Origin of the sequence: Bacillus sp. ISL-45 (assembly GCF_018613195.1) — a bacterium.
In the GTDB taxonomy this organism is placed as follows: Bacteria; Bacillota; Bacilli; order Bacillales; family Cytobacillaceae; genus Mesobacillus.
Genome location: NZ_JAGGQQ010000009.1, coordinates 97,427 through 119,117 on the forward strand (window position 1 = coordinate 97,427; position 21,691 = coordinate 119,117).

The 21,691-nt window shown below is 40.8% G+C and carries 33 protein-coding genes and 2 pseudogenes; 26 read left to right on the forward strand and 9 right to left on the reverse strand.

Annotated features, from left to right (window positions below):
- Window positions 1-217: 217 nt before the first annotated feature.
- Window positions 218-2,314: a DNA topoisomerase III gene (locus J7E35_RS12635; protein WP_214780228.1), complete on the reverse strand. Its 2,097-nt coding sequence runs from the start codon at window positions 2,312-2,314 to the stop codon at window positions 218-220.
- An 85-nt stretch (window positions 2,315-2,399) separates the two neighbouring features.
- Between J7E35_RS12635 and J7E35_RS12640 the strand changes: the two are divergent.
- A pseudogene (locus tag J7E35_RS12640) lies at window positions 2,400-2,831 on the forward strand (NUDIX hydrolase); the annotation flags it as partial.
- A 54-nt stretch (window positions 2,832-2,885) separates the two neighbouring features.
- Window positions 2,886-3,305 (forward strand): GNAT family N-acetyltransferase, encoded by a 420-nt coding sequence (locus tag J7E35_RS12645; protein WP_214735749.1) that lies wholly within the window; start codon window positions 2,886-2,888, stop codon window positions 3,303-3,305.
- Between the two features lie 47 nt (window positions 3,306-3,352).
- On the opposite strand, the pseudogene J7E35_RS12650 reads toward J7E35_RS12645, so the two are convergent.
- The 3 genes and pseudogenes from J7E35_RS12650 to J7E35_RS12660 form a co-directional block, all read right to left on the reverse strand.
- Window positions 3,353-3,628 (reverse strand): annotated as a pseudogene (locus tag J7E35_RS12650) (YbjQ family protein); the annotation flags it as partial.
- Window positions 3,629-3,643: 15 nt separating this feature from the next.
- Window positions 3,644-5,089: a recombinase family protein gene (locus J7E35_RS12655; RefSeq protein ID WP_214780232.1), complete on the reverse strand. Its 1,446-nt coding sequence runs from the start codon at window positions 5,087-5,089 to the stop codon at window positions 3,644-3,646.
- Between the two features lie 201 nt (window positions 5,090-5,290).
- Complete coding sequence (locus tag J7E35_RS12660) at window positions 5,291-5,776, reverse strand: ImmA/IrrE family metallo-endopeptidase (RefSeq protein WP_214780234.1); 486 nt, start codon at window positions 5,774-5,776, stop codon at window positions 5,291-5,293.
- Between the two features lie 154 nt (window positions 5,777-5,930).
- Here J7E35_RS12660 and J7E35_RS12665 point away from each other — a divergent pair, with 154 nt between their 5' ends.
- Window positions 5,931-6,503 (forward strand): sce7726 family protein, encoded by a 573-nt coding sequence (locus J7E35_RS12665; protein WP_214780237.1) that lies wholly within the window; start codon window positions 5,931-5,933, stop codon window positions 6,501-6,503.
- On the opposite strand, the gene J7E35_RS12670 is transcribed toward J7E35_RS12665, so the two are convergent.
- The 4 genes from J7E35_RS12670 to J7E35_RS12685 all read right to left on the reverse strand — a co-directional run bounded on the left by J7E35_RS12670 (window position 6,472) and on the right by J7E35_RS12685 (window position 9,148).
- Entirely contained in the window at window positions 6,472-7,470 is a 999-nt protein-coding gene (locus tag J7E35_RS12670; RefSeq protein WP_214780239.1) for a beta family protein, read from the reverse strand. The genes J7E35_RS12665 and J7E35_RS12670 overlap by 32 nt on opposite strands.
- Window positions 7,471-7,644: 174 nt before the next feature.
- The gene (locus tag J7E35_RS12675) at window positions 7,645-8,337 is read right to left on the reverse strand and encodes an Ltp family lipoprotein (protein WP_214780241.1); all 693 of its coding nucleotides are present in this window, start codon (window positions 8,335-8,337) and stop codon (window positions 7,645-7,647) included.
- Window positions 8,338-8,428: 91 nt separating this feature from the next.
- Window positions 8,429-8,737 carry a hypothetical protein gene (locus J7E35_RS12680; protein WP_214780243.1) on the reverse strand — a complete coding sequence of 103 codons (309 nt, stop codon included), beginning with the start codon at window positions 8,735-8,737 and terminating at the stop codon, window positions 8,429-8,431.
- Between the two features lie 84 nt (window positions 8,738-8,821).
- Window positions 8,822-9,148 (reverse strand): helix-turn-helix domain-containing protein, encoded by a 327-nt coding sequence (locus J7E35_RS12685; protein ID WP_251040939.1) that lies wholly within the window; start codon window positions 9,146-9,148, stop codon window positions 8,822-8,824.
- 179 nt (window positions 9,149-9,327) lie between these two features.
- Here J7E35_RS12685 and J7E35_RS12690 point away from each other — a divergent pair, with 179 nt between their 5' ends.
- From J7E35_RS12690 to J7E35_RS12775, 18 genes are all read left to right on the forward strand, one after another.
- Window positions 9,328-9,558 (forward strand): helix-turn-helix transcriptional regulator, encoded by a 231-nt coding sequence (locus J7E35_RS12690; RefSeq protein WP_214780246.1) that lies wholly within the window; start codon window positions 9,328-9,330, stop codon window positions 9,556-9,558.
- 13 nt (window positions 9,559-9,571) lie between these two features.
- Window positions 9,572-9,724 (forward strand): hypothetical protein, encoded by a 153-nt coding sequence (locus J7E35_RS12695; protein ID WP_214780248.1) that lies wholly within the window; start codon window positions 9,572-9,574, stop codon window positions 9,722-9,724.
- Window positions 9,725-9,743: 19 nt separating this feature from the next.
- Window positions 9,744-9,893: a hypothetical protein gene (locus J7E35_RS12700; protein ID WP_214780250.1), complete on the forward strand. Its 150-nt coding sequence runs from the start codon at window positions 9,744-9,746 to the stop codon at window positions 9,891-9,893.
- A 61-nt stretch (window positions 9,894-9,954) separates the two neighbouring features.
- Window positions 9,955-10,485 (forward strand): XRE family transcriptional regulator, encoded by a 531-nt coding sequence (locus J7E35_RS12705; RefSeq protein WP_214780252.1) that lies wholly within the window; start codon window positions 9,955-9,957, stop codon window positions 10,483-10,485.
- Window positions 10,482-10,754: a hypothetical protein gene (locus J7E35_RS12710; RefSeq protein WP_214780253.1), complete on the forward strand. Its 273-nt coding sequence runs from the start codon at window positions 10,482-10,484 to the stop codon at window positions 10,752-10,754. Before J7E35_RS12705 ends, J7E35_RS12710 begins: the two co-directional genes overlap by 4 nt.
- An 82-nt stretch (window positions 10,755-10,836) precedes the next feature.
- Window positions 10,837-11,040, forward strand: a complete 204-nt coding sequence (locus J7E35_RS12715) for a hypothetical protein (RefSeq protein WP_214780254.1) — start codon at window positions 10,837-10,839, stop codon at window positions 11,038-11,040.
- Window positions 11,041-11,238: 198 nt separating this feature from the next.
- On the forward strand, window positions 11,239-11,448 hold the full coding sequence (locus J7E35_RS12720; RefSeq protein WP_214780255.1) for a YqaI family protein: 210 nt from the start codon (window positions 11,239-11,241) through the stop codon (window positions 11,446-11,448).
- A 104-nt stretch (window positions 11,449-11,552) separates the two neighbouring features.
- Window positions 11,553-12,494, forward strand: a complete 942-nt coding sequence (locus J7E35_RS12725; RefSeq protein ID WP_214780629.1) for a YqaJ viral recombinase family nuclease — start codon at window positions 11,553-11,555, stop codon at window positions 12,492-12,494.
- Between the two features lies 1 nt (window position 12,495).
- On the forward strand, window positions 12,496-12,705 hold the full coding sequence (locus tag J7E35_RS12730) for a hypothetical protein (RefSeq protein WP_214780256.1): 210 nt from the start codon (window positions 12,496-12,498) through the stop codon (window positions 12,703-12,705).
- Window positions 12,705-13,646: a recombinase RecT gene (locus tag J7E35_RS12735; protein WP_214780257.1), complete on the forward strand. Its 942-nt coding sequence runs from the start codon at window positions 12,705-12,707 to the stop codon at window positions 13,644-13,646. Before J7E35_RS12730 ends, J7E35_RS12735 begins: the two co-directional genes overlap by 1 nt.
- A 179-nt stretch (window positions 13,647-13,825) precedes the next feature.
- On the forward strand, window positions 13,826-14,689 hold the full coding sequence (locus J7E35_RS12740; protein ID WP_214780259.1) for a DnaD domain-containing protein: 864 nt from the start codon (window positions 13,826-13,828) through the stop codon (window positions 14,687-14,689).
- A gap of 13 nt (window positions 14,690-14,702) precedes the next feature.
- The gene (locus J7E35_RS12745) at window positions 14,703-14,912 is read left to right on the forward strand and encodes a hypothetical protein (RefSeq protein ID WP_214780261.1); all 210 of its coding nucleotides are present in this window, start codon (window positions 14,703-14,705) and stop codon (window positions 14,910-14,912) included.
- A 4-nt stretch (window positions 14,913-14,916) separates the two neighbouring features.
- On the forward strand, window positions 14,917-15,066 hold the full coding sequence (locus tag J7E35_RS12750; RefSeq protein WP_214780262.1) for a DUF6011 domain-containing protein: 150 nt from the start codon (window positions 14,917-14,919) through the stop codon (window positions 15,064-15,066).
- On the forward strand, window positions 15,053-15,487 hold the full coding sequence (locus J7E35_RS12755; protein ID WP_214780264.1) for a DUF1064 domain-containing protein: 435 nt from the start codon (window positions 15,053-15,055) through the stop codon (window positions 15,485-15,487). The genes J7E35_RS12750 and J7E35_RS12755 overlap by 14 nt, the downstream gene beginning before the upstream one ends.
- Window positions 15,488-15,490: 3 nt before the next feature.
- Window positions 15,491-15,991, forward strand: a complete 501-nt coding sequence (locus J7E35_RS12760; RefSeq protein WP_214780266.1) for a hypothetical protein — start codon at window positions 15,491-15,493, stop codon at window positions 15,989-15,991.
- A 40-nt stretch (window positions 15,992-16,031) separates the two neighbouring features.
- A complete protein-coding gene (locus J7E35_RS12765; RefSeq protein WP_214780268.1) occupies window positions 16,032-16,391 on the forward strand; it encodes a hypothetical protein in 360 nt (119 codons plus the stop codon).
- A 16-nt stretch (window positions 16,392-16,407) separates the two neighbouring features.
- Window positions 16,408-17,976 (forward strand): PcfJ domain-containing protein, encoded by a 1,569-nt coding sequence (locus J7E35_RS12770; protein ID WP_214780270.1) that lies wholly within the window; start codon window positions 16,408-16,410, stop codon window positions 17,974-17,976.
- Window positions 17,973-18,911 carry a DUF3102 domain-containing protein gene (locus J7E35_RS12775; protein WP_251040940.1) on the forward strand — a complete coding sequence of 313 codons (939 nt, stop codon included), beginning with the start codon at window positions 17,973-17,975 and terminating at the stop codon, window positions 18,909-18,911. Before J7E35_RS12770 ends, J7E35_RS12775 begins: the two co-directional genes overlap by 4 nt.
- Before the next feature lie 149 nt (window positions 18,912-19,060).
- Here the strand turns inward: J7E35_RS12775 and J7E35_RS12780 are convergent, their stop codons facing one another.
- Window positions 19,061-19,204 (reverse strand): hypothetical protein, encoded by a 144-nt coding sequence (locus J7E35_RS12780; RefSeq protein WP_214780272.1) that lies wholly within the window; start codon window positions 19,202-19,204, stop codon window positions 19,061-19,063.
- A gap of 98 nt (window positions 19,205-19,302) precedes the next feature.
- Between J7E35_RS12780 and J7E35_RS12785 the strand changes: the two genes are divergently transcribed.
- From J7E35_RS12785 to J7E35_RS12805, 5 genes are all read left to right on the forward strand, one after another.
- The gene (locus J7E35_RS12785; protein WP_214780274.1) at window positions 19,303-19,455 is read left to right on the forward strand and encodes a hypothetical protein; all 153 of its coding nucleotides are present in this window, start codon (window positions 19,303-19,305) and stop codon (window positions 19,453-19,455) included.
- A gap of 66 nt (window positions 19,456-19,521) precedes the next feature.
- Entirely contained in the window at window positions 19,522-19,704 is a 183-nt protein-coding gene (locus tag J7E35_RS12790) for a DUF3954 domain-containing protein (RefSeq protein ID WP_483297660.1), read from the forward strand.
- 445 nt (window positions 19,705-20,149) lie between these two features.
- Window positions 20,150-20,356: a hypothetical protein gene (locus tag J7E35_RS12795; RefSeq protein ID WP_214780276.1), complete on the forward strand. Its 207-nt coding sequence runs from the start codon at window positions 20,150-20,152 to the stop codon at window positions 20,354-20,356.
- On the forward strand, window positions 20,353-20,805 hold the full coding sequence (locus tag J7E35_RS12800) for a sigma-70 RNA polymerase sigma factor region 4 domain-containing protein (protein WP_214780278.1): 453 nt from the start codon (window positions 20,353-20,355) through the stop codon (window positions 20,803-20,805). The genes J7E35_RS12795 and J7E35_RS12800 overlap by 4 nt, the downstream gene beginning before the upstream one ends.
- Window positions 20,806-20,937: 132 nt before the next feature.
- Window positions 20,938-21,636, forward strand: a complete 699-nt coding sequence (locus J7E35_RS12805) for a hypothetical protein (RefSeq protein WP_214780280.1) — start codon at window positions 20,938-20,940, stop codon at window positions 21,634-21,636.
- The last annotated feature ends 55 nt before the right edge of the window (window positions 21,637-21,691 follow it).

The window sequence follows — 21,691 nt, forward strand, 5'->3', positions numbered from 1 at the left end:
TGCTTTAGTACTCGTAAAAACCAGGTGCCGGTTTTTACTTTTGGTTGAGAGAGCAACAAGGTTTGCGAAAAGAGCCTATATCTTTGAATGACAACCAACGAATATCATACTACTCCCAAGGAATTTTTTACAAGTTTAATCTTCAATAGTTTGCGTTTAACATGCTATCGATTAAAAAAAGCGGCACGAGGGCCGCTTTGGGTATTACTATAGAGTTTTAATCTTTATCTTCCATTGCTGCCTTCAGCAAGTCTCCAAGGCTGGTGCCGAAGTTTTCCTGGGATGGCGAGTATTTTTCCTTCAGCTTGCGTTCTTCACGCTTGGATACGCCTTTATTCTTTCTATCCTCTGCCTTTTCAACGACATTGCAGCGGCGGCACTGGAAGTAGGCGCCTGCCTTGCCGTTGTGGATTTCCATTCGTTTATGGCACTGAGGACAGCGTCTTTGTGAAAGCTTTGGATCCTTATGCTTGCGGAAGCTGCACTCGGGGCTTGAGCAGACAAGGATGCGTCCTTCCTTTGTCTTGCGTTCCTTCATGAATTCACCGCACTCAGGACATTTCGAGCCTGTCAAGTTATGGGCGCGGTAGGTTTTATCGCTCGTCTTGATTTCGGATACAAGCAGGGCCGTCTGTTCACGGATCCGTTTCTTGAACGCCTTCGGATCACCTTTTCCGCGGGCGATTTCTTCAAGTTCCTTTTCCCATTTTGCCGTCAGTTCAGGGGAAGTCAGTTCATCATTCACCAGGTCGATGAGCTGCTTGCCTTTTTTCGTTGGATACAGGCGGCCGTTCTGTCTTTCCACGACCTCTGACGATATGATACGCTCAATGATCTCCGCACGCGTTGCCGGAGTGCCGAGCCCGAATTTCTCCATTTTTGCCAGGATATCCGATTCTGACAATCGAAGCGGCGGTTCGGTCATTTTTTTATTCATGCTAATCTGGCCAACTGAGTAGCTCTTGCCTCTTTCAAGATGGCCCAAAGATTGTGTACCTGCATCATCCTCGTCTTTCCCGAGAACCTTTTTAAAGCCGCTTTCAATGATATTCGTTTCCCGAGCTGACAGTGATTCCCCTTCGACATCGAAATTAGCATGGATTACTTCATACTGATAAGCCGGGTAAAATAAAGCCAGGAATCGGCGGACGATCAAATCATACAGCTTCCGTTCATCCGGTGATAAATCGGCAAGGTGAAGCCGCTCCTCTGTCGGGATGATCGCATGGTGGTCGGTTACTTTTTCATTATTGAATACCCGGCGCGCCTGAACTTTTCCTTTTTGGGCAAGGGCAGGCTTCGCTTCGTCACGATAGCCGGACATGATTCCCTGCAGGCGGTCCGCCATTGTCGCTTCCATATCGGTCGTTAAATAGCGCGAGTCCGTACGCGGATAGGTGACGAGCTTATGCTGTTCATACAATCCCTGCAGGACATTGGATGTTTTCTTTGCCGAAAAGCCAAAACGCTTATTGGCGTCACGCTGCAGTTCCGTCAGGTCATAAGGAAGCGGCTGAGGTTCTGATTTTTGTTTGCGGTCCAGCGATTGCAGCAAAGCCTTCTTATTGGTTAGCTTCTTTTGAATTTGTTCTGCTTTTTCCTTTGAAAATATCCGTTTTTCGCCATTATGCTCCCATTCAGCATTCAAAGAGCCGACCTTCGCCTGGAGTGTCCAGTATTCCTTAGGCACGAACTTATTGATTTCATCCTCGCGCTCCAGAACCATGGCGAGTGTTGGTGTCTGGACACGGCCAGCAGATAAAGGGTCCTTGAATTTCGTTGTCAATGCCCTTGAAACATTCAAACCAATCAGCCAGTCAGCCTCTGCACGGCAGACAGCAGATTCATACAAATTCTCATACTGCTTGCCAGGCTTGAGGTTTTTAAAACCGTCCTTGATGGCGCGGTCCGTCTGTGAGGAAATCCACAATCGCTTGATTGGTTTCTTCCAGTTGATGCGCTGGAGAATCCACCTGGCGACCAGCTCACCCTCACGCCCGGCGTCGGTGGCGATAATGAATTCACCGACATCCTTGCGTTCAGCAAGGTGTTCAATGGCTTTGTATTGATGGCTCGTCTGCTTGATCACCTTCAATCCCATTTTATCCGGGATGATCGGCAGCTCCTCAAGCTTCCAAACCTTATATTTTGGGTCGTAATTCTCAGGCATTTTCAATTCAATCAAATGGCCGAGCGCCCAGGTGACGATATATTGATTTCCTTCGAAATAGCTTTTATGACTTTTATTGCAGCCAAGTACACGCGCGAGTTCACGGGCAACACTTGGTTTTTCTGCAAGTACTAATGATTTCATGATTGCTCCTTTCAAAACACAACAATTTTACGTATGCTTTACTTAGTATAAATGAAATAGGAGATTTTTTGTAATGGGGGAGACCATGAGCGACTATATTAAAGAAATCCGCGCACTTATTGGCAGCAGGCCTCTCATTCTGGTCGGTTCCGCTGTGTTTGTTTTCACTAGGGAATATGAAGTATTGCTGCAGCTAAGGACTGATACAGGCAGGTGGGGAATTCCGGGAGGGGCGATGGAACCTGGAGAAAGCTTTCAGGAAACGGCACGCAGGGAATTACTCGAGGAAACAGGTCTGCATTTAAAAAGGCTGAAATTTTTAGAAATGGTTGCCGGGGAAGAATACTATTTCCGATATCCTAATGGCGATGAGATATATAATGCGATCGCTTTGTATGCCTGCGAGTATTGGGAAGGCGAGCTGAAGATGAATGATGGGGAGAGCAAGGACCTGCGCTTTTTCCCGTTAAACAGCCTGCCTTCGTTAACAGAAAGGCAAAAGCTGATTATAAACAAAATAAAAGACAGCGGATTCTTGCCTGAATTCAGGCATATCAATCTTAATGTTATTATGGAGTGTGCCGAGGTGCTGGAGCTGCAGAGAAAATCATACAAAATAGAAGCAGATCTAATCGGCACAGATGAAATCCCGCCGTTAAAGGAAACATTCGAGCAGCTTCAGGATTGTGGAGAAACCTTCATTGGCTATTATATGGAAGGCAGGCTTGCTGGGGCGCTCTCTTTTAAGAAAGAAGGGAAAGTTATCGATATCCATCGGATGATGGTTCACCCTGACTTTTTCCGCAGAGGTATTGCCAAAAAGCTGATTTTTCAATTAGAACAGATTGGATACTCAGAGATGCTCGTTTCAACAGGTGCAGACAACAAGCCGGCAACAAAGCTTTATGAAAAACTAGGCTTCAAGCGGCAGAATGACTCAGTTGTAGGCAACGGACTTGTACTTGCCCATTTTAAAAAACGACAGGGTTAATTCAAAGCAAGAAGAAGGGCCTGGCACTCTGCCTGGCCCTTAACCTTTTATTCTTTAATATAAACCGCAGTACCTGTAGCGATGCACATCATCATGCCTTCCCGCAATGTTTCAAAATCGAGGTCGACACCAATTATGGCATTTGCACCCAGGCGGCGGGCTTTATCTTCCATTTCTCGAATCGCAATTTCGCGGCCCTCGGCAAGCTTGTTCTCATAGGCCGAACTTCTGCCGCCAATCACATCGGTAACACTTGCAAGGAAGTCTCGCACGACATTGGCTCCCATAATTGCTTCCCCTGACATAATAAAAAGCAGGTGTACATAACGTACGCCTGCTTATTTTGCGCTTTCAATCCAGAATGGTTTAGGGTTCCCTGGACTGGTCTTTGCGTTCTCATCAGAATCAATGACAATATCCTCAAAAATCTCCCGTAGGAGAATTTTGCGTTCTTCATCTGTAGACATGTCCCAGAGACGGGGAAAGTTCTCTATAAGTTGTTCCAATTCTTCAAATGAATATGCAACTGGGGAAGGGGAGTCTTTTGTGATTCTGTCCTTCAGTTCTTTTTCTTTTTGTCGGAGTAGCTGAGTTTTCGAATTGAGCTCCTCGATGTCGATTAAGTCATTGATAAACATCATTTTATATTTTTCCATTGTTCGCTGAATAGTAGCTAACTCTATATCAACTTCGTCCTTTGATTGAGCTTCTGACTTCTGAATAATATTATCAGGTTGAATCCAGGCATAAACCAACTTAGAAAAAGATTTCATTAACTCATCTGTCATTCTGTCTTCCTGGATGCTGGGCATACTGCAGGAGCGTCCCTTTGTCTTATTGCTGCATCGATAGAATTTAACAGTTCTTTTGGGATTCTTATAATGGTAAGAGGTACCCTGCATCGGAGCGCCACATTTTCCACACTTGAGGATAGAAGTGAAGTAATAGCCCCCAGTCATTCCTCGACCTTTGGATTCCTTTCTTTGATCCAAAAGTGCCTGCAAATCCCAAAATTCATCCTCGTCGATGATTTTCTCAATATCAGCATCGAACAGCTGCTGTTCTGAAAGAGGGAGGCGAAGCTGATGTCTTTCGTTGTTGAATCTGAATTTACCGATATATACGGGATTTTTAGCAATGTATTGGACAGTGTATCCAGCCCACTCAGCTCCCTTGCGAGTGCGTGAAGTTTGATTCAGAATCCTGGCTATCCGGTCCATTCCCATGGTCCTGGCCATCTTGAAAATTCTCTGTACAATCTTCTTTTCTTCTAGTACTACTTGAAACTTTCCGTTTTTCTGTATGTATCCATAGGGAGCAGTACCTCCCAGCCATTCTCCAAGGTTCGCCTTTTTGAGCATCCCCATTTTTACTCGCTCGCCTAAATTTTCCCTTTCCCACTGAGCAAGAGCAGCAACCAAGGTGATAAACAGCCTGCCTGTTGCGGTTGTCGTATCATAAATCTCTGTAGCGGATTTGAATTTTACTTCATGCTCATCAAATTCAGCCAAGAGCCTGTAGAGATCGAGCACTGACCTGGTTAAGCGATCAAGACGATATACCAGGACAACATCAAACATACCGGATTTTAAATCGCCTAGTAATCTCTGAAGTTTTGGCCTCTGCAGGTCCTTGGCAGAGAATCCTTCATCCTTATACATTTTAACTACTTCCCAGTCCTGGGAAGTGCAGTAGGCAAGAAGGCGTTCTTCCTGCGCGGCAATAGAGTAACCGTGTTTTGCCTGTTCATCGGTACTAACACGGACATAAATGGCAACTCTCAAGATTTTCCCTCCTAGTGTTTAATTGAGGATTTATTTGCAGGGTTAAATTCAGGCGGATCCTCATAACCTTCTACCACGGCAATAAGCTCTCCATTAATCTCTTGTATACTTTCAATGATAGGTATTTTTACAACATTTCCTTTCTTGTCTTTTCAGCATCAATTGCTTCCTGGAGGGGCATCTGTATAAAATTTTCCTTATTCATTTCTTTACATCTCCAATCTGATTAAAAGCATTTATCTTACTCCAAAATAAATTTAAGCGTTGCTCTGCAAATTCCAAGGTCACAAAAAATGTATTAGCAATAAAGTAGATTGCTTGTTTTTTATTCTCTGGGATTTGTAGACTCAGCAGCATAAAAGTCGGAACACAGAAATGGTAAGCAAATAGATTCGCCTGATATTCCTGAAGCTCAACAAATGGCTTCGGCATGGCCAGCTGGTTACCTGCGTGTCGCTCCAAATGGCACACCTCATGAGCAAATTCCTGCCATTGCTCTTGGGGTGACAATCGCACGTCTATGATGACTGAATCGTTATAGAAACGACTAGAAATATCCCTGTAAATGACTGAATAGCCAAGTCGATTTGCTACGGTGTGCAAATCCAATTGGTGAGGTTGATAGATGTCGATTCTTACATAAAAACTCTCAATCCAATCCTCTAATAAAGATGTATTATACTTCATTTAACCCTCCGGTTGGGAACGTATGTTCTGTTTATGTTATAATAAAAATGCCTAGAATTCCAGACAGTTTTTTTAGCGAATTTTAATTATCTATTCTAAATAGGAAAGCCTAATGGTAATATTTAAATGAACAAAAAATTGGAGTGAAACAAATATGCTAACTGATTTTGATATCAGAGCAAAATTAATTGAAAAAATCCATAAAGAAAATCAAGGTAAACACTATCGTGTTATTGAAGAACTTGGAATCTGTGATGGTTTAGCCAGAGCAGATATCGCAGTTGCTAATGGGGTATTACTTGGTTATGAAATAAAGAGTGATCACGACAGCCTGGAGCGTTTACCGAATCAGGTAATATGCTATGACAAGACATTTGATAAAAACACCATTATTGTAGGTGAAAAATTCGCTGATAAGATTCATGAATTTGTTCCAGACTACTGGGGGATTGAAGTTGCTTACATCAATCGTTTCAACCACGTCTCTCTTAAACGAATAAGAGCGAGTCGCAGAAACCAACACATTGTTGCCACCAACCTTTTAGACCTACTTTGGACCCCTGAAATAAAATCGTTTTTAAAACAAAATAAAGTTAGGGGTTATTCTAATAAAGACAAAGCAGGTCTCAAAGAACTGGCAACTTCATTTATCCCAATAAAAGATTTAAAAGAATTTACTCGAGAAACACTAAAAACTAGGACTGGGTGGAGAGAAGATCTACTATAAACGTAATATGGTGATTAGTTCCAATTGAACGCCATGTTGTTAGGTTACCTGATTTGGTAGACTCTCCGCTTGCTTTTTCGTTTATTTCATTATCTCCCCATGAAAAGTCTTTACCGAAGTAGTATGGTGACTCGACAATTTTTTGACAACCAACTTGTACCTTATCAATCTTGAGTCCACCTTTTTTATTTGTATCCCCTTTGTAAACCACATAATGGTCCCCAGTTGAGTAACGGATATTGAAAGATGGCTGTATACCCACTATAAATTCAAAGAAACTCCAGTGGTTAACTGCGTAGTCTGCATATACAAGTGGAACGTTCAATTTATTTAAATGCGACTTAATTTTTTCATATATCTTTGACTCCACTCTAGGAAATGTTGTTAAGTCGTAACGCTCTACATCCATGGTATTGGGAAATGAATTACTTGCAAATATGACTCTTCTAAAACTTTCAATACCTTCAATTGCGTCAAGGGCACCTTTAATTAGGAATGTTGCTTCATTTATCTTTGAAGGATCTATAAATTGAGCATCAATTATGATATCCGTCTGAGATAAGTTAAGCTCAGAAATTCGTTCAGTGAACATTGTATCAAACATGTCGTCCAATATTTCCTCAAGAAAAAGCCTTAAAGCAACACCATTTAGTGAATCCTTTTGCAAAGTAGTCACTAGTTCATCGCTATCTGCTAACTTAATCACTGGTATAGCATGATCCTTGTTGCACTTTCCCAACAACCCCAAATAATCATCATCTGAAGTTTCTTCCCATAACTCAGGAGATACATCCAAGAAGAATGGGCGGTCTCTCCAAAAATCTTCAACTCCACAGAATGATCCCTTTGCCATTACATCTGGCGTGACTTCTAAGAGCGGGACTACTTTGTCTTTAACACTTGCATTTAAGGTGAAGAGTGCATCTTTCTCGCCTTGTTTACATTTTAAAATTGGAACATATAACATATTAAAACCCCCATAAATATAGTTTTATATATTAACAGGTTAGGTAATAAAGTTATTCTTGATGTAAGTCCTAATTATCCTGGAAAGCGTTAGGTAATTCCAATTAGTTACCATCAAATATATGTTCGATTAAATGTTTAAAAGAAAAGCCCAAGGACGGGCTTGTCACTTTTATTATTTTAAATTTGCGATTGCATAATCTGCTTCTTCTTGCGTGAATTTTTCACCAGCTTCAGAAGTCAGCTGATCTCTTATCGCTTCAGGCGACATACTCATTGTTTCCTGATAACTTCTTGCTTTTGCTAAAGCGTTTTTCTTAAAATCTGCTTTGATGTTGTCAATCGCGTACTGTGCCTCTTCTTTGGTGAATTTCTCGCCGGCCTCAGAGATAAGTTGGTCATATATTCCTTGTTTTGACATTTGCATGTCATCTGAATAGGACTCAGCTTTTTTTAACGCGTTCTTCTTCCAATCATATTCTAGTTTACTCATTGCATACTCGGCAGCTTCTGCTGAAAATTTTTCACCATATTCAGAGGTTAATTGCTCAGAAATGGCTAATTTGGACATGTGCATAGTCTTTGCGTACGATTCAGCTTTTTTCAAAGCGGACTTGTGTTCGCTAGGAACATTATCCTCAGGCTTTGTTTCTTCTTTCTTAGTATCTTCTTTTTTTGTTTCCTCTTTATTTTCTTCTGGTTCAGCAGAAGCTGTTTCTGATTTTGTTTCTTCTGTGCTGGCCTTCGTTGCTGCTGGTTCAGCTGAATCTTCTTCTCCTCCGGTAGCCATCCCACCGATAATGAGAATTGCAATAACCCATACCCACCACTTTTTGTAGAATGGTTTTTTTACTTTTTCTTTTGCCATTTTGACTTCCCCTTTTTTGTATTGTATTAATAGATATTTTTCTAAGGACTTTTTACTTAATATCTATTGCCTTAGTAATCCTAGAGTCTAATTAACTCAAAGTTTGTACCCTTTGATTCGATTTATAAGCTTCCACCATAATTAGAACAGCCGATATGATGTGCATGATCATTCCAACGAAAGGAATCCAAGCCAGTAACGAGGTTATGAGTCCTAAGATGTTCCCAGCTTTTGCTTGTCCTTCCCGTGCTGCAAATACAATCGTTACAATATGTAGGATTGCCATGATCATTAATGGGGTCCAGGCCATTGATATAACAATCGCGCCCCCGAGTACTGGAATACCAAGCAAGGCTTCCAAACCACCTGATACCCACTTTAAAATTGTTGATACTTTCATGTAAACCTCTCCCTAAAATGTAGTTTATATGTAATTCAGGGTAAATAACCCAGTGTTACCGAAAAAGAAAACACGCAGTGCGTGCTACTTTCTGTCTCTATCCTTAATAATTTCCCAAATTTTTATTAATTCAGCAATCTTCTCTTCTGGGGCACTCATCAAATCTTTAAAGAAAATCTGGGTCTTGGGGTCCAGAATTTCCTTCCACATTTCATCGCTCGAGCCTTGTTGATCTTCGCCAGTTAAAAGGAAATCTATACTTACTTCATACAAAGTTGATATTGTCTTCAATGTTTCATAGTCAGGCTGGCGTTTATTTATCTCATAATGAGCATAAGTTCCTCTAGACATACCTAGCTTTTTTGCGACATCTTCTTGAGTCCAACCTTTGCTATTTCTTAATTTCTTCAATCTATCCCCTAGCATATTTTGTCCTCATTTCAATCTATTTGTCTAAATTATACAGTAGCATAATGCTACATTAAAATATTTGTAGCGAAATGATACAATAATAGTTGACTGTAGCAAAACGCTACTGTATATTAATACTTAAGAAGTAGCGAAACGCTACAAAAAATAGAGGTGATATCGTGAAACCAAGAATCTGGCTTCAAGAAAAAAGGATCGCTGCCAACCTTACGCAGGAAGATGTTGCAAAGGGAGCTCAAATAAAAAGGCCATATTATTCCCAAATTGAATCCGGTGCTAGGCGACCAAGTGTTAGTGTAGCCCAAGAAATAGCAAAGGTAGTGGGATTTGAATGGGTACTTTTTTTTGAAAACAATTGTAGCGAAAAGCAACAAAAATCAAATTTAGCATAAAAGGAGGTTCAACATGAGTCCAAAACAAAAGGAACAAATTGTAAAACAAATCATCTCAGTTCTGTCAGAAAACAACATCAGTTATGCAGATGTCCCAGCGATCATCAAAGAGGTACAGCTTGAGTTAAGCGAAATGTGCCAGCAGCAAGTCATTCAAATCAACTAATAAGAAGGAGGATCCCGACGTGAAAAAAGACTTTCAACCAGTTGTCATTACTCCGGAAAAAGCAGAACGTATAAAAACTGTCGTGGAGAGGATTCTCTCCAGGCATACCGGTAAGCAAATAAAAATCATCCTCAAGCATGAATCAAAATCTGATAGAAAAGCAATCTAGCATCTACAAAAATATTAGCATTTTATTCCAATGGAAAATGGTAGAAAGGAGGTGTTGAGTGATGCCGAATGGTAGAGCCACGCTGGCTGCCAGAACGGCCCGGAAAGAAGCCGGTATCACACAACTAGAAATGACATTCGATGAATATTACGGCTCCCGGGAATCGATTTCCCAACAGGAGAACGGCCGTTACCAAGTTCAGCCAGAATTGACCAAGTACTACACCGAAAAACATAACAATCCATTCGTTGCGATGGAAGCAGCTGCAGAGTATATCGGTTGGGGTCCCATGAAACTTGATGGAGACGCAGCCGACCTACATAGGATGACTGTCACCATGAAGACAAAGGAAGAGCTTGAAGAAGCTATCCTATCCATTAGGAAGGCTTCAGAAAAGCTCACTGTGAATCCTAGATGCATCGAACGTTTGGATATAGAAGAAATTGAAAAATCTCTCCTGGAGAGCATCGATGCAATCACAGCACTAAACCATTATGTCGCGGTTGTATGCAAAGAGTACGGAATATCATGGGTGAAAGTTTGGACCCAGCACAAAGTGAAGTTAATACAGAGGAGGTTCATCAAGAAATGAACAGAGACCAGTTTTTACCCAACGATGCAAGAACAGTAACAAATGAATACAGGGCATCTTGGACCAACATCAGCCGGGTGGAAGAGAACTTGATGAAAGGTGATTTAAAAGAAGCAAAACTCGCAGCTTCCAATCTTCTAAGTTCACTAAATGAACTGGAGAAGCTTCATAAGAAGAAAGAGGAAGTTGATCAGCAAATTAGCAAGCTAAATTATTTGCTTGGAAGAAATTCACTAAGAGGCCTGGTGGTGAGAATACATGCGAACTAAAGCAGGGGATTGGTTGAAGCTTTCAAAAACGGAGAAGTACCTTTTGCTCAGGAATAAATCTAAAAAGTAAGGAGGTTGCGAAGTGAAGAAAGCTGAAAAGTTTGACCAAATGATTGAACTGGTTATCGAGGATCAAATAACAAACGAAACAGCAATAGTCTTCTGGGTAGGAATACAACAGGAAATTGAATTGGCTGAAAAAACCGGGAAGAAAACAGTTGATGTAAATGCCATTATAGGAAGATTTGAAACAGCAGTTAACTACGCCAAAAAGAAAAAGCAGTGAGTGCTGGTGGGGACCGAACAACTCACTGCTCCTATGGAAAACTAAGGGTCAACAAATATTCTATCATCATCCTGATGATGCGGCAAATTTCATTTTTGCCGTCCTGGGCCGGGGTCTCATCCCCCTTTTCAATTGCCATTACCCCGACCTGGGACGGTGCAAATGAAGCACCAATACATATAGAAGGGAGGTTCAAGTATGTGTGATCATCCTATCATTGAACAAATCGAGCGGACAGGCTATCCGAATGCGATGGATCAGCCGGAGCATAACGGGACGGATTACTTCGGCTATGAAATTCTCGAAGGTGATGACATCGTGATTGATGGAGAAGAAATGATTTTGAAGGACAACCTTGAAGATTATTTATCCGATGTCTATGGATTGGAATTCACAACTGCAAAATAAAAGACCCCCTGTTCGCAGCAGGAGGTCAGCCATGTTGAAAAATTAATTTAATGTCATTGTAGCATACCTATCGATGACGGTAAAGGGAGGGCAAATAGATGACAATGAACCAAAATGCTATTCCTACTCATGAAATGAGTCGTTATGAATGGCTTCAGGAACGCACTAAAGGAATAGGCGGTAGTGATGCTGGAATCATCCTTGGATTGAATAAATACCGTACAGCATTTGAACTTTGGCTTGAAAAAACAGGCCAGGTGGAACCGATTGAAGTAGATAATGAAGCCGTCTACTGGGGAAACGAAATGGAAAACGTTGTGGCCAAAGAGTTTGAAAAAAGAACAGGTAAAAAGGTTAGGCGGACTAACTTCATGTATAGCCACCCGGATTATCCTTTCATAAAGGCGAACATCGATCGGCTGGTTGTCGGTGAATCAGCGGTCTTGGAATGCAAAACAGCATCAGCATACCTAGCAAAAGAGTGGGAAGCAGATGAGGTTCCTGCAACCTACCTAGTGCAGTTGCAACACTATCTTGGTGTGACCGGCAAGGAAAAAGGATACATGGCGGTGCTGATCGGCGGCAACAAGTACATTTGGAAGGAAGTCGAGCGTGACGAAGAACTCATTGAAATGATATTCAAAGCAGAAAAGCATTTTTGGGAATATCACGTTCAACAATTTAATGCACCAGACTTGGACGGATCTAGTGCGGCCGAGCAGTACCTGAAAGAAAAGTATGCGAAAGCTGAAGCAAACAAGGAAATTGTTCTACCAGGTGAATACAAGGACATGATTGTCCAATATGAAAAGGTTAAGGAAGACGAAAAACTCATCAAGACAGCCAAGACAGAGATTGAAAACAAACTGAAAGCTGAACTGAAGGATGCGGAAACCGGCTTGACCGATACCTATGTAGTGTCTTGGAAAAACCAAATACAACAGAGGGTCGACTCAAAGGCTCTGAAAGAGAAATTCCCTGATATCTATAAGGAAGTCATTAAGAAAACCAGCTTCCGTAAATTCGCTATAAAGGAGATAAAATAATATGGCAGCTATCTCAAGGAAAACAGCTATCGGTTCTTTAATTGAACAGTTTTTGGATGATAACGAGGGTGATATTTCTCCAAACTTGTACTCGAATTTGGAGTCCCTTGCGGAGGAAGTGGATGATGCTGCCAAGGACTTACATGATGAAATTGACGAGCTGCAGGACAGGGTGAAGGAACTGGAAGAGGAATTGGAGGCGGTAGAGTAATGGCAACAAATTCAGCATTGAAAAATCAATTAGCAAATAAACAAGGTTCAGAGGCGAAGCAGGTCTCTGCTCAGTCTCTTGGCCTTAAGAATCTACTTAATACACCGACTATGCAAAAGAAGTTTGACCAGGTCCTAGCTAAGAAAGCACCACAATTTATGGCGTCTATCCTGAATCTATACAACGGGGATCCAAACCTACAGGCAGCCGAACCGATGTCAATCGTGTCCAGCGCGATGGTAGCTGCAACCCTTGATTTGCCGGTGGATAAAAATTTAGGTTACGCCTGGATTGTCCCTTTCTATGATACGAAAAAGGGGGGTAAATTTGCACAGTTCCAACTCGGTTACAAAGGATATATTCAGCTGGCATTGAGGACAGGCCAATACAAATCGATAAATGTCATCGAGGTCCGTGAAGGTGAACTAGTCAAATGGAATCGCCTCACTGAGGAAATCGATTTGGATTTGGACTCAGCCACAAGTGAAAAGGTAATCGGATACTGCGGATATTTTAAATTGGTTAACGGTTTTGAAAAGACAGTTTACTGGACCCGTGACCAGGTGGAAGTACATCGTATTAAACACAATAAAATGAAGAATAAAAAAGATCTCAACAATGTTTGGCGCTCAGATTACGATGCAATGGCCATGAAAACAGTTCTTCGTAACATGCTTGGAAAATGGGGTATCCTCTCCATCGAGATGCAAAAGGCTATGACGGAGGATGAGAATTCGGAACGTGAATTAAAAGATATCACGGACGAGGCAGAAGAAGTTGAAGCATCGGAACCAAATCCGGATATCATAGATATTTCTCCCGAAGAAGATGAACAAGCAGAAACAGTCGAAGGAGAAATCATTGATAAGAAGCCAGACAAGGAAAAGAACAAGAAAGATAAGATGTCAGCACAAGATTCAATGGACATTGAATTCGAATGATTAACAGCAACCATACAAATGTCCTCCTTCCAGCGTGGATCTGGGAGGAGGCTAAGGATAAGGAACGCTTGAAAAAGCTTGTACTAGAGTATATGCAACGATACCCGGATTATACCGTCAAGAAGGTTAAAGATAGATTTGCGGTTTGTGAGAGAAGATAGGGAGGGGGAGAGAACAGCATGAACTACATTAAGGAGCTTAACGCATTCTATGATTGGCTCGAAATAAATGAACTGTCTCCATCAGCAATTAATTTATGGTACGCCTTGATGCACATAAATAATAAGGCTGCATGGGCAGAAACATTTACGGTGGCCGAATCGGTGTTATGCGTGAAGACAGGATTGACAGATCGAACCCTTCGAAAAGTAAGAAATGAACTAAAACAAAAAGGCCGGATAGATTTTATATCCAGAAAAGGTGGGAAGGCGCCCATTTACAAACTCCTATCCTTCTATTCTACGGAAAATAATTCCGTGCATCTAATACCTACGGAAATAAATTCCGGGGATAGTGCCGGGGATAGTGCCGGAGGTAGTGCCGGAGATAGTTCCGCATTAAATAAACTAAACGAAACTAAATTAAACAAAATAAAAACAACTGCTGCTTCACGCACGAATTACGCGGATGAATACACTCTCTGTTTTGGTGGACATCCTAGTCCCATTCAAATACAGGAAATTAACAGTTTTATAGATCAGGATGGGTTGAGTATTGAGGTCGTATGTATAGCGTTTAAAAAAGCAGCTGAGGTGGGAGCTAAGTACCCCTATGCAAGGAGCATACTGAACAGCTGGGCCAATAAAGGCATAAGAACTATTGCTGATGTTGACAATGAACAAGCTACCCATGATTTACATAAACATCAACAACGCAATAGACCAAGAAAGGGAACATCGTCACGTACTGAAGCCCTGCCAGAATGGTTCAGGAAAAAGGAAAATATAACCCCTCCTGCATCAAATGAGGAGGACAATGAAAACTTTGAAATTGAAAAAGCCAAATTGGAAGAAGAGCTTAGACAGTTCAAAAGAGTTAAATAAACGAGGTGAAACTATGGGAATTCTTTATGACAAAGTGAAACTTAGCCATGCCTCATTGAAGCAGGGTTTCATTGCCCAGCTGCTTGTCAAAGGCATTACACATGATCGGTATGGGACAAGCATTCAAGACCTTGGATATTACGAACTTCGACAGGAGCTTGCAATGGCTGAATTCAGGAAGGTAAATACGGATAGTTCGGAAAACGGATTTTTTAGGAGGTAAATCAATGATCTGCCCAGTATGTAATCGGCAATTAAAAAGCCAGAAAAGTATTGCCCGCGGCATGGGCCCGGTATGTGCTCGTAAACTAGAAAACTCAAAGGACAATCACGACGAAAACCAAATGAAGTTGGAGCTGAAGGATGGCAGTAAATAAGTTCGGCAATCGGAAGGTGTTAGTGGATGGCATAAAGTTTGATAGCGTAGCGGAAGCAAAATACTACGAGCAGCTGAAATGGCTGAAGCACGCAAAACAAATTAAAGGATTCAAGTTGCAGCCTCGGTTCGTCCTCCTGGATCCTTACAAGAAAAACGGCAAGACAATTCGTGCCATTCACTACGTAGCAGATTTCAAGATTCATAACCTGGACGGCAGCATCGAAATTGTGGACGTGAAAGGACATGAAACTAAAGATTTTCTGATCAAGAAGAAGCTTTTCGAACATCGATATGATTACACGCTGAAGGTCGTTACTTTGGATGATTCGTTTGGATGGATTGAGCTGGACCAACTGAAGAAACTTAAGAAAAAGAAGGTCAAGCCCAAGCCAAAGGCATTCACCAGAAGGAGGCGATAGGGGATGTTGCAAGGTGTTTGTGTGGAAACAGGCCAGACAACCACACTGGTGGAGGGAATGCAATATTATCTCTTTCCAAAGGGACAGAAGCATTATCTAGTCTCCAAGTTTCCTAATGAAAATGCACATATGGGTTGCTATGGATCAGAGTATTTCCAGCTAGTTGAAAAGGAAATCTGGCCAGAAGAGCCGACTGTTAAAGATATCAGTTTGGATCCTGAGAGGATGTATAAAGCCAGGTTAATCTGGAGGAGAGAAGGTTACAAAGACGCCGAACTGAAAGAATACTTTCTCCGGCCAAAAATGTCACATGCCTATTTTTATCTTGATGAGCAATTAGAGCGGTTTTGTGGGTGCTTCCCACTTCATTGGTTCAGTGATTTTGAAGAAATTGAGGTTGAACCGATTAATGAGGAAATCGAGCTGGAATTTACGGAAAGTGATCACTTTTCAACTGAATGTGTACTGAAAGAAGTAGTTTTTGAACAGTTAAGCTTATTTTAGAAAATCTAATACTTCTTAAATTAGATCGGAGGAACTAAGGGTGAAACAACAAGCAATCGAAAAAATACAAGGTGAAATGAACGGTAACGGCCATAATCTATACATCCAAGTTGTCGGCAATTTCCTTTTACAGCATCTTGACGGGGACCAAGGTGCTGCTGAGAAGATTCTGGCCAAGGACAAGAACATCATAAAATCCCTCGAGGCAATGAGAAAGGCAGCGGAGAAAAAGAAGGTCGGGAACATGGCCGTGCTGACCGATGCTGAGGGCTTTGCAGTGGTATTGAAGTATTTCGGGATAGATGGACTGCCGGTGAATGTAAAAGCTTCTGCAGTGCCTCCTGTGAAAACAGAAAAACCATCAAATGACTTCAATGTCAGTCTGGATGACTTCTTGTGAGAGGGGCGCGATGAATATGGAATTAAGCATTCTGGAACGTGATGAAATTCTTTCGCACTTTCCGGCAGAGGTTAGCTCCAAGATAGTTGATTACGCAAATGACGTCGCATTAAAAGACAGTAGGTACCTGTTCATCAGAAGAAGTGGTTCTGGACAACAATACGGTTACTGTACACACTGCAGAAAACAAAGCAAAACCGATGATCTGAAACATAACGGTTTTTCAATCTGTCCTGCTTGCTCCTTGTATTGCCAAGTTAAATCACATGGAAGGGGAAGGAAATATCTTAGGGATGATGCCTACTTTGTATGGTATGAAAAATCGATTTCTAATCCGAAGTCTATCACAGCCCGTGGCATCCATGTTAAACGGGATTACTCCGAGAGCTATCACGATGTTGAGACAAAATTCCGAGTCACGGCCCTGTATCTTTTTGAGCCAGGTCAAAGCCGGATGATTGAAAACTATTATTGGAATGAGACTTATTGGAAGAAGAGAAGTTCTATCATTTCCGAGAGCAACACTTCATTTCAAAACTATCGGTGCTTTTGTTCACATGCAAGCATTAAAGAAGCAGTTAAAGGTACACCATTTCAATACAGTACGTGGGAAGAGTATACAACCTCCTACCCAGTCAATGATATGCTAAAGTTTTTCGATTTAGCAGCAAAGTATCCATGCATCGAATATCTTACCAAGTTAGGGATGGATCGATTAGTGTGGGACAAGTTGCTTGGCCGTAAAACATTTAACGCGATAAATTGGCGAGGAAAAACTATTAACAAAGTACTGAAGCTTTCCAAGCAGGAGTTAAAAGAGATTAGGAAGTATGGGCATTCAGTAACCCCTTATTCTTTGTTCCTGCTACAGCAATCCAAAAAAGATGGTTCAAACTTTTCCATTACGGAAGCGTTAGAGTTAAGCAGATTAATTGATGATTATTATTCAGAACATTTGAAGAAGGTCAATAAACTCACTTCCATGAGAAAAATATTCAACTATATCAAAAAGCAATATTATAGCAAGGACGCAGGAAAGCATTATCGGGTGGAATACCAGGTGCTTACTACCTGGGGTGATTATATTGCAGATTGTCTGAAACTTGGCCAAGATTTAAAGGATGACAGTATTCTATTTCCCACCAATCTCTATGACGCTCATCAGAAAACGATTGAGAAGGTGAAGGTACAGGAGGATAAATCCCTAAATGAACTTATTGCCAAGAGAGTGAAATCGTTAAATAAATACTGTTTCAATAAAGATGGGTTCTACATCCGGCCAGCTGCGAGTTCTATAGAGCTTCTCAAGGAAGGGAAGCACTTGAAGCATTGTGTAGGAACCTATGCCGAGAAGTATGCAAAGGGTAAGACTGATTTGTTCCTGGTACGTAAGCTGTCAGATCCTGAAACACCTTTTTATACAATTGAAATATCAAACCGAAGGATTGTTCAGGCACGTGGCTTAAAGAATTGCCTGCCTACAGAGGATGTTCAAAGTTTCATTGATACCTTTGAGGCAGAAAAGCTGAACAAGATATCACCTAGAAAAACTTTATTGGTTGAAAGACGGGAGGTAGCTGTATGAGTATGAATCAATTAGCAGAAAGAACGCCGGTCCTAATAGCAACTGAAATTAATAGCATCAAAGAGCAGACACGGAAGATGTTCTTATTCAACAGTATTGAGATTGGTCGCAGGCTGGTCGAGGCGAAGCACATGGTCCCTCATGGTGAATGGGGTACCTGGTTGCAGGAGTCAGTGGATTATTCGCAAAGTACGGCCAATAACCTGATGAAAATCTTTGAGCAATATGGTGCTGATCAACTTACCCTGTTCGGTGACAATGCAAAATCCCAAGCGCTTGGGAAATTGAGCTATACACAGGCAGTTGCACTCCTCGGAATTCCAGATTATGAGCGTGAAGATTTTATAAAAGAGAACAATGTTGAGAACATGTCAACCAGGGAACTGCAGCAGGCTATCAAAGAAAAACAGGAAATGGCCAAAAAGCTGAAGGAAGCTGAAAAGAGAGCACAGGAAGAACAGAAGGCTAAAGAGAAAATCGAAAAAGAGCTTAAGAAGCTGGAGTTACAGAGCAAGGATCACACCCTAATAGTCTTAAAGCTGAAAGCTGATCTTGAGGCAGCTGCTAATTCTGGTGACGATGAAGAAGTCATTCTATTAAGGAAAGCATTATCTGATAAAGAAAGCGAATTGGAGGAGTCAACAGGCAAAATTAAAAGCCTCGAGCGCCAGCTTAAGGAAAAGCCTATCGATATGCCCGAAATTATCGAGAAAGTACCGGAGGAAGTCGAGAAGGAACTTGCAGAACTTAGGAACAAATTGGCCAATCAGAGCAGTGACCAAGCCGTTACGAAATTCAAGTTTGTCTTTGAGGACCTGGTTTCTGAATTCAAGGAACTTCTTTCCTTGCTCGAACTGATAGAGGATCCAGATACAAAAGAAAAGTACAAGGGAGCAGTAAAGGGGCTAATCGGAAAGATGGCTGAGAGACTGTAAGGTGGTTAAATGATTACTTATATAATCTTTCCTACACTGCTGATCTTCATTGAATGGTATTCGTGGAATGATTGGGAACTTTTGAAATAAATAAGGCAATCCGTATTTGACCCAAAATGCGCAACAAACATGGCTAGGAAGTAAAAATCCTAGCGAATAGAAAGACGGCTGATTTTCTTTTTAATTGATACAACATAACTAATTATAAACACGCTAAAAATACTTGAAAGCACTGCACTGCCTACACCCATCCACATCAGAACAAGAAGTTTATCTTTATATTTAGGAAGCATGATTAGAACCCCTTTGTTTAAGTTACAACTAGGATGTTCAATTAACTTGATAAATATGTATTAATGCGCTTTTCGTAGAAAATCTTAAGGAGAAAAGTATGAAGAACTATAAAACCACCTTTGATTACCCAAATGCTAAGGGGCCAGCTGTTTGCCCGAATTGCGGATTCCAATTCGAACTGCCAGCAAATTTCTGTCCTGGCTGTGGTAAGGAACTGGATGATGCCACTAAGCAAGGATTAAAAAATTAAAAGCCGAGATCTCTCCCGGCGGTAACTTCCTTGACAAGAATATTTTACCACGCGGGAGGGGTCAAGGTGAATCTAGCTTTAGAAAAAATGACGGTTGAAATTAATTTGATGGAAAATGCCACATATATAGTAAAAGACGGACATCTTACAGTTGTTGATACCCCGCCAAATGGGTTCGGCAAACAAGTTATTTCTTGGCAAAATGGCAAACCCACACACTTTGATGTGAATTATACGAACAAATTATAGGTATAAAATTACTGGGGGAAATTAATTAAAATAATTAATTTTATTATTTTTAAACTTTACGGGACCAGACCACCTGAATGGTAGTCTGCAGCCCAGTTAGTGATTATTTTCTTTCAACCAGTCATTAATAGCGTTGACAACAATACCTACGATAACGCCAATGGCAATTTGAATTAGAATATCCAAATGGCATCACCCCCGTTTATGATGGGGGCCCTAAATTAATATATTGAGTGGATATTTGAAAGGTGCAGTATAAAAAAGATAAGTCTACTGGAACAACCAGGGACACTGAATTAACGCTTAGGCGTTTGTTTGGTGTCCTTTTTTGTTTTGCTGCTCTTGGCAATGTAATTACCCATTATATGTGATTTTGGCAACGGCACATGTCTTTGCAACTATATTACAAAAAAACTTTAAATCTGCAACCAAAGGAGTTGTGTAGATGAATCAGTCATTGAGGGACCAGCTAAAGGAATGGAAAAGACAACATGGGGAGAAGTCAATCGAGCGTAAGAAGAAACCTATAAAGAGAAAAGCACAGAAAAAGAAACAAGAGAAATTTACTGACAGCGACTTAAAGTTTTTGATGGGAACCAATCGACAAATCTTATCTCGTGGAAAAGGCAGAGCTTGGAGGAATGAGCGATGATCGAAATAATAGAAAGGCTAATTAGAGATTACCATTGGATGCGAAGAGAAGTGGACAGACTGCAAAATGTGTTATATGGCTATGCTACTCCGATGAGAAGCTGGGGAGTTGCTCAATATGGAATTGAAGCTGCAATGCCTAGAGGATCTTCAGGGAAAAGCCAGGCAGAGTTAAAAAATATGGATTTGAGAGAGGAACGATTATATAAACGCCTAATGAAATTTGAAGGCCGTGTCTATGCTATCGAGTGGGCAGGAGAACTATTGGATGATGAAAAGGAAAGAGTCGTTTATGACTGCATGCTTGATGGAATGAGCTACCGTTCTATTGCAGAATTGTTGGGAATGACGAGAAATCAGGTGAAGAAAACCAAAGATGCCATTTTGAGCCAATTGAGCCAAAAAAGCCAATTTGTGCAATTGTTGAATCTCGAAAAATTCGCATGCTAAACTTAAAGGCAGGACGGGGAGGAAAGGCACATATAGCCACAATTGCAACAAAACATATATAATCCGGCGTCACTTTACGGTGGCGTTTAATCTTTTTCCTGTTTGCCTTATAATAGAATTGGGAGGGATTATATGAAAGGTATTTTAGTAATATTATCGGGAATTTCTATATTTACTATTTTAATAATTAAATATCTTTGGGCAAATGAACCTGAATTTTGGATGTATGGAGAAGAAACAGGGGATGTGCTATTCGATCTTAGTGTTGGTTATATTTCTGCATATATTTTTTACATAATAGATATTTGGATACCTGGAAGAAAAGAGCAGGAAAGAATAAATCAACGAGTAGCTATTCCCTTAAGTAGGTTATTAAATCAAATAAAGTCACCTATAGTGGAAGTGAATAAACTATACAGTAATGATTCATTTCAGTTTGAGAACATTAGCGAGAATGAGTTTAAAAAAACCTTAAGAAAATTAGACCTCGTTAATGATAAGGGTTTTATAATGGCTTTTCCATCCAATAACTACTTGAATGTAGGTCAAAGTCTTTATGAGAATGTTTCCAAAGTTGATAGTTATATAAAACAAATAAACGAGATGCCTGTAAAACTAGAATTTGGTTTAGTAGAGATCTTGGATAAAATAAAACACTCTGATTATCATGAGGTAATGAATTCCATTAGCAATCTTACAAATTTTTCTGGTTATATGTCTGTAAATGGAGAAGCAATTGAAGGTAGCATGTATAAGTATTATCTATTATTCTTTGAATTAAAAGAATATATGAAGACGAATAAAATCCCAATAACTATTAGTGATTTATGAAGAAGCATCCATTAGGGTGCTTTTCTTATGTAAATAATCCGTTCGTTTCCGATAA